Here is a 10,802-nt window from a genome sequence, read left to right on the forward strand (position 1 = left end):
TGTGCGTACTCGCCCGGAGAGTCCCATGGAACCCGTCAACCTCTTTGACCTCGCCACCCGGCAGTCGCAATGGCTGGCCGTGCGCCAGTCGGCGATCGCTTCCAACATCGCCAATGCCAACACGCCGGGCTACACGGCAAACGATGTCGAGCCGTTCGAAAAGGTTCTCGACCGCACTGCGGTGACGCTGGCCGCTACCCAGGCCGGTCATCTCGGCGCCGCGACGACCAATGCGGGCTTCAACGTCAAGCCGGAGGAACCCACCGGCTCGATCATGCCGTCGAAGAACACGGTGGTGGTCGAGGACGAGTTGATGAAGGCCGGCGAAGTGCGCCGCTCCTTCGAGCTCAACACGGCGATCGTCAAAGCCTTCCATTCGATGATGACGATGGTGGTGAAGAGCTGACCATGGATGCGCTGACCGCAGCCCTCAAAGTCGCGGCATCCGGCCTTGGCGCCCAGTCGGAGCGCCTGCGCGTGGTGTCGGAGAACCTCGCCAACGCGCAGTCGACGGGCAACACGCCGGGCGCCGATCCCTATCGGCGCAAGACGATCACTTTCCAGTCCGAACTCGACCGCGCCAGCGGCGGCTCGCTGGTCGAGGTGAGCTCGATCGCGCGCGACCCGTCGGACTTCCCGATCGAGTTCCAGCCCGGCAACGAAGCCGCCGACGAAAAGGGCTACGTGAAGATGCCCAACGTCAACGTGCTGGTCGAAATGGCGGACATGAGCGAGGCGAACCGCTCCTATGAGGCCAACCTGCAGGTCATCAAGCAGGCTCGCGATCTGATTTCCATGACCATCGACCTGATGAGGAACCAGTAATGATCGGCGGTATCGGGGCACTCCAGTTCAAGCCGGCAATCGACGGCGCGGAGGCCGCTTCGCCCGGCCTGCTTCAGGGCGGTGTCGGGACACAGGCGAACGAGAGCGTCGGCAGCAGCTTCGCCGAAGTCCTCAGCCACGCCGCGACGAAGACCGTCAACACGCTGCAGAATGCCGAGCAGATGTCGATCCAGGCGCTCAAGGGCGATGCCGACACCCGCCAGGTGGTCGATGCGGTGCTGAGCGCCCAGCAGGCCCTGCAGACGACCATCGCCATCCGCGACAAAGTCGTCTCGGCCTATCTCGAAATCAGCCGCATGAATATCTAGGACCGCGTCATGAAAGCCCTTGCCATCGCCGCGACCGGCATGAACGCCCAGCAGACCAATCTGGAAGTCATCGCCAACAACATCGCCAACATCAACACCACCGGCTACAAGCGGGCGCGCGCCGAATTCTCGGACCTGCTCTACCAGGTCGACCGCACGCAGGGTGTGCCCAATCGCTCCAACACCTCGCTGGTGCCCGAGGGCGTCTCGATCGGCCTTGGCGTCAAGACGACCGCCGTGCGCAACGTCCACACGCAGGGCGAGCTGACCAGCACCGGCAACAGCTTCGATCTGGCGCTGACCGGCAGGGGCTGGTTCCAGATCGAGGGCGCCGACGGCGGCACGCTCTACTCCCGCGCCGGCGCCTTCAACACCAACGCCACCGGGCAGCTCGTCACCGTCGACGGCGCCAGCGTCATCCCGGCGATCACCGTGCCGACCGACGCGGTCGAGGTGATCGTCAACAAGACCGGCCAGGTCTTTGCCCGCATCGACGGCCAGACCAACCTCCAGCTTCTCGGCCAGCTCCAGATCGCGAACTTCGCCAATGAGGCGGGCCTGGCGCCGCTCGGCGACAACCTGTTCCAGGAAACGGCCGCTTCCGGTCCGGCCAATGTCGGCGTTCCCGGCGATCCCGGCTTCGCCACGATCGAGCAAGGTTATCTGGAGTCCTCCAACGTCGATCCGGTCAAGGAAATCACCGAGCTGATTTCGGCGCAGCGCGCCTATGAAATGAACTCCAAGGTCATCCAGGCCGCCGACGACATGGCCTCGGTGGTCTCCAAGAACATCAGGTAACGATGATGGCGATGCCGATCCGCTGGCCCGCATTCCGCCGCGGCGTGCTGGCCATCGCGCTGGTGGCCGGCGGCACGCCGGCGCTTGCGCAGGAATCGGCCAGTCAGATGCAGTCGGCCAATCAGATCGCCGCCGGTCAGGCGGTCGGCGAGGCCGTACTGATCCCCAACCGCGTCATCTACCCCGGCGAAACCATCGAGCTTGCGGCACTGAAGCAGGTGACGCTGGTGCCGGGCAAGCACAAGCCCGACGGCATGGCGACGCACTCGGAGGAACTGGAGGGCAAGGTCGCCAAGCGCACGCTGCTGCCCGGCCGCTACATCCCGATAGCCGCCATTCGCGATGCCTGGCTGGTCGAACAGGGCGCCTCCGTGCAGGTCTATTTTACCGCCGGCGCGCTGACCATTTCGGCCGCCTGCGTCACCCTGCAGCCAGGCGCCGCCGGCGATCTCATCAAGGTCCGCAACATCGACAGCGGCAAGATCATTTCCGGCATCGTCATGGCCGACGGCACCATCAAGGTCGGCGCATCGTGATGCGCGCTTTCGCCCTTTTGCTGAGCGCGGCCATCGGCCTTCAGCCTGCCCTGGCCGACGGGCTGACGCCAAAGGCCAAGCGCGAACTTGCGCAGAAAAATGGCGGCGTCTACGACGATCCCGAATACGATCCGGCCACCACCACGCGCATGTTCCGCGTCTCGACGGGGCCGAGCACATTGCCGCCCGGCCAGGTCGCGGCCCGCATCAAGGACATAGCCCAGCTGCAGAGCGCGCGCGACAACCAGCTCGTCGGCTACGGCCTGGTCATCGGCCTGGCCGGAACCGGCGACAGCCTGCGCAACTCGCCGTTCACAGAACAGTCGATCCGCGCCATGTTGGAAAATCTCGGCATCGCCACCGAAGGCGGCAGCGCGCGTGCCAAGAACGTCGCCGCCGTCATCGTCACCGCCAACATGCCGCCCTTCGTCCAGTCGGGTGCCCGCATCGACATCGACGTCTCATCGATGGGTGACGCCACCTCGCTCGCCGGCGGCACGCTGGTGATGACACCGCTGAAGGCCGCCGACGGCGAAATCTATGCCGTAGGACAAGGCTCGGTGATCGTGGGCGGCTTCGTCGCCAAGGGTCAGGCCGAGCAGTTGACGCAAGGCGTGCCCACAGCGGGTCGCGTACCGAACGGCGCCATAGTCGAGCGCGCGGTGCCTGCCGAGTTCGACGACCAGGGCGTGCTCACGCTGCAATTGCGCAATCCGGATTTCTCGACCGCCATTCGCATCGCCGACGCCATCAACGACTACACCTCGCAGCGCTTCCGCATGCGCGTCGCCGCCGAGCGCGACGCCCGCACCGTGCAGATCAGGCGGCCGAAGAACGTCTCCGCCGCGCGCTTTTATGCCGAGATCGAGAACCTGGTCGTCGAGTCGGATGCCCCTGCCCGTGTCGTCATCGACGAGCGCACCGGCACCATCGTCATCGGCAACAACGTCAAGATATCGCGCGTGGCGATCAGCCACGGCACGCTCACGGTGCGCATCACCGAGGCGCCGAAGGTGGTCCAGCCGGAGCCCTTCTCCAAGGGCGAGACCGCGGTCGAACCCTTCACCGCCATCGAGGCTACACGCCCCGACGCGCGCGTTGCCGTCCTCGACGGCCCCGATCTCGAAACGCTCGTTTCCGGCCTCAACCATCTGGGCGTGAAGCCCGACGGCATCATCGCCATCCTGCAAGGTATCAAGTCGGCCGGCGCCCTGCAGGCCGACCTGGTTCTCCAATAGGCGCGCCGATGATCGAGCTGATCTTCTCAAGACCGCATCGTCGCCCGAGACTTCATCCTGGCCGGAGACTTCATCCTGGAATGGGCCTCCTCGCCGCTGCCGCAATCCTTACGCTGGCGGGCGGTACCCGCGCGGAAGAAGTGCGCCAGGTGCTGCCCGGCGGACAGGCGCCGGCTCAGCCGGCCCAGCTCACGCGCGAGAAGGCGCCGGACGAAAGCGAGATCCAGCGCTTCTGTTCCAACATTGCCGACGCCGCGCGCGACCGCCGCTATGCCTTGCAGGCCGAGGAGCTGAAGCAGCTGCAGGCCGGTATCGACGAGCGCATGAAGGCGCTGGAGGCAAAGCGCGCGGAATACGAGGAATGGCTGAAGCGCCGCGAGGTGTTCCTGGCGCGCGCCGAGGACAGCGTCGTCAAGATCTATGCCGGCATGAAACCCGACGCCGCGGCGGAACGCCTGGCGATGGTCAATGCCGAACTCGCGGCGGCCATCCTGATGAAGCTCGATTCGCGCAAGGCCGGCGTCATCCTCAACGAAATGGACCAGAAGGCGGCGGCGACGCTCACCGGCATCATGGCCAGCGCGGCGCGAAGGGTTGATCCGTCATGAAGCTGAAATTGCTCGTCCTTGTCGCGGCGGCGGCGCTGTCCGGCTGCGGCACCGATCTCAAGGAGGTCGGCCGGGAGCCTGCGCTGTCGCCGGTCGGCTCCGGCATCGGCAATGGCGGAGGCGCGCCCTACAGCTATCCGGAGCCGCCGGCCGCGCCGGTGAAGAAATTCTCGCTGTGGGACGACCGCCAGAGCAGGCTCTTCACCGATCCGCGCGCGCTGCGCGAGGGCGACATCCTGACCGTCAACATCAAGCTCAACGACAAGGCCAATTTCAAGAACCAGAACGACCGCAGCCGCACCGCCGCGCGCAAGCTCGGTTACGACGTCACCCTCGGATGGGACGGCAAGAGCACCAGCGGCAAGGGCGATGCCGGCTTGAGCTCCAGCACCGAGACCAACGCCGACGGCGAGATCAAGCGCTCGGAAAACCTCGAGCTCAATGTCGCCGCGGTCGTCACCGAGGTGCTGCCCAACGGCAACCTGATGATCAGGGGCTCTCAGGAAGTGCGCGTCAACTACGAGCTTCGGGTGCTCACCATCGCCGGCATGGTGCGTCCTTCCGACATCGGCGCCGAGAATACGATCCCCTACGAGCGCATCGCCGAGGCACGCATCTCCTATGGCGGCCGCGGCCGTGTGATGGAGGTCCAGCAGCCGGCCTACGGTCAGCAGATCCTCGACCAGGTTCTTCCGTTCTAGGCGCTGGGGAGATCGCTGTCCGTGGCAAATGTCGAGCAGGCACCACCCAAGAAGGGCCCCTCCCTGGTGATCCAGCTCGCCATGCTGCTGGTCATGACGGGCGCGGCCATCGGCATGGGCTGGGTCTCGGGCGGCTATCTCAAGCAGGGAGAGGCGCCGGCGCCTGTACCTGCCGCGCCGGAAAATGCGGGCACCGCGGAAAAACCCGCCGAAGGCGGCAAACCGGCTGCCGGGCCTGCGGTGGTCCAGTTGGCCCCGATCACCACCAATATCGCGTCGCCGAGTGAGGTCTGGATAAGGCTCGAGGCGTCGGTGCTCTACGATGCGCCGCAGCCGCCGGAGATGACCGAGCAGATTCACCAGGACCTGCTCGCCTTCGTGCGCACGCTGAAGATGCATCAGATCGAAGGCGCCAGCGGCTACCAGCATCTCAAGGCCGATCTCGACGAGCGGGCGGCGCTGCGCAGCGGCGGCCATGTCAAACAGGTACTCATCAGGACGATGCTGCTCGAATGAGAAAGCTCCTCACCGCCACGGCGCTCATCGTCGTCACCACCTCCGTCGCCGCGGCCCAGCAGCTCGATCTCGGCGGCATCGGCAAGGCGGACGGCACGACCGTCGGCTACCTCATCCAGATATTCGGCCTGCTCACCGTGCTCTCGGTGGCGCCGGGTCTGCTGATCATGGTGACCAGCTTCACCCGCTTCGTCATCGCCTTCTCGATCCTGCGCGCCGGCATCGGCCTGCAGTCGACGCCCGCCAACTTGATCCTGATCTCGCTGTCGCTGTTCATGACCTTCTATGTCATGGCGCCGACCTTCGACCAGGCCTGGAACACCGGCGTCAAGCCACTGATGGACAATCAGATCACCCAGGCGGAAGCCTTCGAGAAAATCTCGGATCCGTTCCGCAGCTTCATGCTCCACAATGTGCGCGACAAGGATTTCGACCTCTTTGCCGATCTCGCCCGCGAGCGCGGCCAGACCGTCTCGCGCGATACCGTCGACCTGCGCATCCTGGTCCCGGCCTTCATGATCTCGGAGATCCGGCGCGGCTTCGAGATCGGCTTTCTGATCGTGCTGCCGTTCCTCGTCATCGACCTCATCGTCGCGACCGTCACCATGGCCATGGGCATGATGATGCTGCCGCCGACGGTGGTTTCGTTGCCGTTCAAGATCCTGTTTTTCGTGCTGATCGACGGCTGGAACCTTCTGGTCGGCAGCCTGGTGCGGTCCTTTACCTGATCGCCCGGCGCCCAACGGCCGGCAAGAGAGCTCACCCAAGTCCTGAGGACTTCGGCTGACGAACAACGGCGTGAATTTCCAAATATTATTTTCGATTAACCGTCCAGTTTAGTCCTTTGGTAGGGACTTGCCGCCATAGTCGCTCGCAGATGGCGGGTGACCGGTCGCAACGGTCATTGGCATGATGCCGCACCGTCATACCGGACATGCCGGTATGTCAAAAAAATCCGTGTAAAATCAAGGTACGAGTATCATGGCCAGTATCATGACCAATGCCTCGGCGCTCACCGCGCTGCAGAGCTTGAACGCCACCCAGAAGAACCTCGACACTACCCAGGCCCGCATCTCGACGGGTTATCGCGTCTCGCAGGCTTCGGACAACGCCGCCTACTGGTCGATCGCCACCACGATGCGCTCCGACAACCAGGCGATGTCCACCGTTTCGGATGCTCTCGGACTCGGCGCCTCGAAGGTCGACACCGCTTATACCGGCATGAGCAGCGCGATCGACACCATCAACCAGATCCAGCAGAAGCTGACCGCATCCTACGGCCAGACGGACGCTTCCAAGGAAAAGACCCAGACCGAAATCAAGGCGCTTCAGGACCAGTTGAAGGCTTACGCCGACGGCGCCACCTTCTCCGGCACCAACATGCTGTCCGTGGACAGCGGCACGGCCACCTCCGTAGCCGACGTCAAGATCGTCTCGGCCTTCAACCGCGACGCTTCGGGTTCGGTTTCGATCTCCACGATCGACGTCAACGTGGAAAGCATCAAGCTGTATGAAGCCGGCACCACGGCGGGAACGCAGAAGGGTATCCTCGACGCCAACCGTCTCGGTACCGATGGCAGCATCCAAGCCACGGCCTCAAACCCGACCCTGGGCGCTGCTGCAGCGGCCACCGACACCTATTCGGTCGCCAGCCTGAAGATCTTCGACTCGGCAACGGGCAAGGGTGCCAGCGACAGCCAGATCGCGCAGATGATGAACGTCGTCGACACCGCTCTCAAGGCGATGACGACGGCCGCCACCAAGCTCGGCGCCGCCAAGAGCTCCATCGACCTGCAGAAGACCTTCACGCAGAGCCTGATGGACTCCATCGATCGCGGCGTCGGCCAGCTCGTCGATGCCGACATGAACAAGGAATCGACCCGCCTCCAGGCCCTGCAGGTTCAGCAGCAGCTCGGTGTCCAGGCGCTGTCGATCGCCAACAGCTCCTCGCAGTCGATCCTGTCGCTCTTCCGCGGCTGATCGCTCCCGACCGTCCAGGCAACACGATCGGGCCGCGCCAAAAGCGCGGCCCGATTTGCGTTTGCCAATGCGTTTCGCCCAAAAGCGCGCAGCGGTTTTGGGCCAACGACATGCATCAAACGGAACTTCAAGCGTCCCGCCAGAATCCGCGCGGACACGGCGCGCACAAGGGCTCGCGCAACCCTCGCTCCCTAACCTCTCGAAGCTGATTTTTAACAGGCCATTAACCATATCGCGGTAGCTATGGTTAACCATTGGACTACGACAGGTTGTCGAATCGGCCCGACCGGCACGATCGCGACCGATGGGCGGGCCGATCCGGCCTGCATGGCATGCCGGCTTTGGAGAAGGAGCGAGTTTCTTGGCGAGCATCATGACGAACGCTGCGGCGTTGACTGCACTTCAAAGCCTCAACGCCACCAACAAATCGCTCGAGCAGACGCAGGCCCGGATCTCGACGGGCTACAGGGTCTCCGAGGCCTCCGACAACGCCGCCTACTGGTCGATAGCCACCACGATGCGATCCGACAACTCGGCGCTGTCGACGGTGCAGGATGCGCTCGGCCTCGGCGCCTCGAAGGTCGACACCGCCTACACCGGCATGAACAACGTCCTTTCGACCATCGGCCAGATCAAGACCAAGCTTTTGTCGGCTGTCGGCCAGTCGGATGCCAACAAGGCCAAGACGCAGACCGAAATCACGGCGCTGCAGGCGCAGATGAAATCCTTCGCCGATGCCGCAACCTTCTCCGGCTCGAATTTCCTCTCGGTGACGTCCAAGCAGGTCGCCGCCGCCAATGACGGCGTCCAGCCCGACGCCAAGATCGTTTCCTCGTTCAATCGTTCCTCGTCCGGCGCCATCTCGCTCGGCACCATCGACATCGATGTCGAGAGCACCAAGCTGTTCGATTCCGGCCTTGCCACGGACGTCAAGAATTACGGCATTCTCGACCGTCAGACCTCGATCTACTCCACGGCCGCGGACCAGTCCGCGTACGATGCGGCGTATGCGGCCGCGATCGCCGGCGGCGCCACCGACATCGCCGCCAACACCGCCGGCCAGGCCGCTGTATCCGGCACGCCCACCAAGATCGACAACGTCTCCGCCTACAATCTCGACATCACGGCGGCAGGCGTGACCGACGACATCATCACGCAGATGGTCACCAAGATCGACAACGTCATGAGTCAGCTCACCGACGCCGCCACCGTGCTCGGCGCCGCCAAGAGCTCGATCGACCTGCAGAAGACCTTCACGCAGAGCCTGATGGATTCCATCGACCGCGGCGTCGGCCAGCTCGTCGATGCCGACATGAACAAGGAATCGACCCGCCTCCAGGCCCTGCAGGTGCAGCAGCAGCTCGGCATCCAGTCCCTGTCGATCGCCAACAGCTCCTCGCAGTCGATCCTGTCGCTGTTCAAGAACGGCTAAGCCGCTCGATCACCTCGATCAACGAAAGAAGGCCGCGCCCGAAGCGCGGTCTTTTTCGTCGGCCGGGAAAATCGCCGCTTCGATTCTTTGCAGGCTCCTCGGCGGCACGCCTATCATCCTCGCACAAGCTTCGCGGTCTAGTCTTCCGGCGGACAGTCATGCTGGGAGCGGTTGAATCGTGCCGGAACAGATCCAGGGCCTCATCGCGAATCTGCGGGGATTCGGCGTCAGGCGTCTCGCTCTCATGAGCGGCATCGCCGCGCTGGTCATGACCGTCATCGGCGTCGCCTCGGTCTACCTCAACCGTCCGGCCTACGAGACGCTCTACGTCGGGCTCGACCGCAACGACGTGAACCAGATCGGCCTGGTGCTGGGCGAGGCCGGCATCGGCTTCGATGTCGGCGCCGACGGAACGTCCGTGCTGGTGCCGGCCGGCACCACCGCGCAGGCGCGCATGCTGCTCGCCGAAAAAGGCCTGCCGACCAGCGCCAACGCCGGCTACGAGCTGTTCGACAATGTCGGCTCGCTCGGTCTGACGTCCTTCATGCAGCAGATCACCCGCGTGCGGGCGCTGGAAGGCGAGATCGCGCGCACCATCCAGTCGATCGCCGGCGTCAAGGCGGCGCGCGTCCACATCGTCATGTCCGAGCGCGCCAATTTCCGCCGCGACGAGCAGCAGCCCTCGGCTTCGGTCGTCATCCGCTACGCCGGCGCCGATGCCGAAAAAAGCGCGCAGTCGATCCGCCACCTGGTCGCCGCTGCGGTTCCCGGCCTGTCGGCCGACAAGGTCACCGTGCTCGATTCCAACGGCAACCTGCTCGCCGCCGGCGACGACACCTCCAACACCAGCGCCGCCCGCACGCTCGGCGTCGAGCAGACGGTCGAGGCGCAGATCGGCGACAACATCCGCCGGGCGCTGACCCCCTATCTCGGCCCCGACAATTTCCGCGCCAGCGTCAAGGCCGACGTCAACACCGACACCCGCCAGACCGAAGAGACGATCTTCGATCCCGAATCCCGCGTCGAGCGGTCGGTGCAGTCGGTGCGCACCAACGAGGCCAGCAACCAGAAGCAGGCCTCGACCCCGACCAGCGTCGAGCAGAACCTGCCCGAGACGCAGACGACCACCACCGAGGGGCCGCAGTCCTCCTCGCAGAACGACCGCAAGGAAGAAATCACCAACTACGAGATCAATTCCAAGAAGATCGCCACCGTCTCCAACGGCTATTCGGTGACCAAGATGTCGATCGCCGTCGTCGTCAACCAGGATCGGCTCAAGACCATTCTCGGCAAGGACGCCACGCCCGAACAGATCGCCAAGCGCGTCGCAGACATCCAGAAGATGGTCGCCTCCGCCACCGGTTTCGACGAGAAGCGCGGCGACATCATCGACGTCTCGGCGGTCGAGTTCATCGACGGTCTGGATGGCGAGCCGATCGACCAGCCTGGCATGCTCGCCTCTATCGGCACGTACACCGGCACGCTGATCAACGCCGGCGCCTTCATCGTCGTGGTGTTCCTGGTCGCCTTCTTCGGGCTGCGGCCGATGGCGGCCGCGCTGACGGCATCGGCCAAGCCCGCGGCAATCGCCGGCCCGAGCTTCGACGATGTCCAGCGCTCGTTGCCGACGCCCGACGCGCCGGTCGCCGCGATCGCTTCCGAGGCGCCGGTCGGCGCCCTGCCAGGCACCCGTCCCGGCGCCACCCCGCTCGATGATCTGCGCCAGAAGATCAGGCCGGCGCCGCAGGAACGGCTGGCACGCATGGTCGACCTCAACGAGGAACGCACCGCCCAGATCCTGCGCAAATGGGCCGCCGCGCCGGAAGCCGCGGGTTAAGC

The 10,802-nt window shown here is 64.7% G+C and carries 13 protein-coding genes; all 13 read left to right on the top strand.

Annotation, left to right across the window (positions count from 1 at the left end):
- The first annotated feature begins 25 nt into the window (after positions 1-25).
- The 13 genes from flgB (at position 26) to fliF (ending at position 10,800) form a co-directional block, all read left to right on the top strand.
- Positions 26-406, top strand: coding sequence for a flagellar basal body rod protein FlgB (gene flgB, locus P9236_RS10140; protein WP_278074479.1), 381 nt, complete (start codon positions 26-28; stop codon positions 404-406).
- 2 nt (positions 407-408) lie between these two features.
- Complete coding sequence (flgC, locus tag P9236_RS10145) at positions 409-825, top strand: flagellar basal body rod protein FlgC (protein ID WP_278074480.1); 417 nt, start codon at positions 409-411, stop codon at positions 823-825.
- Positions 825-1,154: a flagellar hook-basal body complex protein FliE gene (locus P9236_RS10150; protein WP_278074481.1), complete on the top strand. Its 330-nt coding sequence runs from the start codon at positions 825-827 to the stop codon at positions 1,152-1,154. The genes flgC and P9236_RS10150 overlap by 1 nt, the downstream gene beginning before the upstream one ends.
- A gap of 9 nt (positions 1,155-1,163) precedes the next feature.
- Positions 1,164-1,952, top strand: coding sequence for a flagellar basal-body rod protein FlgG (gene flgG / locus P9236_RS10155; protein WP_278074482.1), 789 nt, complete (start codon positions 1,164-1,166; stop codon positions 1,950-1,952).
- Between the two features lie 5 nt (positions 1,953-1,957).
- Positions 1,958-2,488: a flagellar basal body P-ring formation chaperone FlgA gene (flgA, locus tag P9236_RS10160; protein WP_278074483.1), complete on the top strand. Its 531-nt coding sequence runs from the start codon at positions 1,958-1,960 to the stop codon at positions 2,486-2,488.
- Positions 2,485-3,726 carry a flagellar basal body P-ring protein FlgI gene (locus tag P9236_RS10165; protein ID WP_278074484.1) on the top strand — a complete coding sequence of 414 codons (1,242 nt, stop codon included), beginning with the start codon at positions 2,485-2,487 and terminating at the stop codon, positions 3,724-3,726. Before flgA ends, P9236_RS10165 begins: the two co-directional genes overlap by 4 nt.
- Positions 3,727-3,806: 80 nt before the next feature.
- Positions 3,807-4,334, top strand: coding sequence for a MotE family protein (locus tag P9236_RS10170; RefSeq protein ID WP_278074485.1), 528 nt, complete (start codon positions 3,807-3,809; stop codon positions 4,332-4,334).
- A complete protein-coding gene (gene flgH, locus P9236_RS10175) occupies positions 4,331-5,035 on the top strand; it encodes a flagellar basal body L-ring protein FlgH (protein ID WP_278074486.1) in 705 nt (234 codons plus the stop codon). The genes P9236_RS10170 and flgH overlap by 4 nt, the downstream gene beginning before the upstream one ends.
- A gap of 21 nt (positions 5,036-5,056) precedes the next feature.
- Complete coding sequence (locus P9236_RS10180) at positions 5,057-5,551, top strand: flagellar basal body-associated FliL family protein (RefSeq protein ID WP_278074487.1); 495 nt, start codon at positions 5,057-5,059, stop codon at positions 5,549-5,551.
- Positions 5,548-6,279 (top strand): flagellar type III secretion system pore protein FliP, encoded by a 732-nt coding sequence (fliP, locus tag P9236_RS10185; RefSeq protein WP_278074488.1) that lies wholly within the window; start codon positions 5,548-5,550, stop codon positions 6,277-6,279. The genes P9236_RS10180 and fliP overlap by 4 nt, the downstream gene beginning before the upstream one ends.
- 253 nt (positions 6,280-6,532) lie before the next feature.
- On the top strand, positions 6,533-7,531 hold the full coding sequence (locus P9236_RS10190) for a flagellin (RefSeq protein WP_278074489.1): 999 nt from the start codon (positions 6,533-6,535) through the stop codon (positions 7,529-7,531).
- Between the two features lie 361 nt (positions 7,532-7,892).
- Entirely contained in the window at positions 7,893-8,963 is a 1,071-nt protein-coding gene (locus P9236_RS10195) for a flagellin (protein WP_278074490.1), read from the top strand.
- Positions 8,964-9,141: 178 nt separating this feature from the next.
- A complete protein-coding gene (fliF, locus tag P9236_RS10200; protein WP_278074491.1) occupies positions 9,142-10,800 on the top strand; it encodes a flagellar basal-body MS-ring/collar protein FliF in 1,659 nt (552 codons plus the stop codon).
- Positions 10,801-10,802: the final 2 nt, after the last annotated feature.

Source organism: Mesorhizobium sp. WSM4884 (genome assembly GCF_029625675.1).
Classification (GTDB): Bacteria; Pseudomonadota; Alphaproteobacteria; order Rhizobiales; family Rhizobiaceae; genus Mesorhizobium.

Bases quoted from the DNA above. Each gene is read 5' to 3' on its own strand.
- flgB (WP_278074479.1), top strand. From the start codon at position 26: ATGGAACCCGTCAACCTCTTTGACCTCGCCACCCGGCAGTCGCAATGG.
- flgC (WP_278074480.1), top strand. From the start codon at position 409: ATGGATGCGCTGACCGCAGCCCTCAAAGTCGCGGCATCCGGCCTTGGC.
- P9236_RS10150 (WP_278074481.1), top strand. From the start codon at position 825: ATGATCGGCGGTATCGGGGCACTCCAGTTCAAGCCGGCAATCGACGGC.
- flgG (WP_278074482.1), top strand. From the start codon at position 1,164: ATGAAAGCCCTTGCCATCGCCGCGACCGGCATGAACGCCCAGCAGACC.
- flgA (WP_278074483.1), top strand. From the start codon at position 1,958: ATGGCGATGCCGATCCGCTGGCCCGCATTCCGCCGCGGCGTGCTGGCC.
- P9236_RS10170 (WP_278074485.1), top strand. From the start codon at position 3,807: ATGGGCCTCCTCGCCGCTGCCGCAATCCTTACGCTGGCGGGCGGTACC.
- flgH (WP_278074486.1), top strand. From the start codon at position 4,331: ATGAAGCTGAAATTGCTCGTCCTTGTCGCGGCGGCGGCGCTGTCCGGC.
- fliP (WP_278074488.1), top strand. From the start codon at position 5,548: ATGAGAAAGCTCCTCACCGCCACGGCGCTCATCGTCGTCACCACCTCC.
- P9236_RS10190 (WP_278074489.1), top strand. From the start codon at position 6,533: ATGGCCAGTATCATGACCAATGCCTCGGCGCTCACCGCGCTGCAGAGC.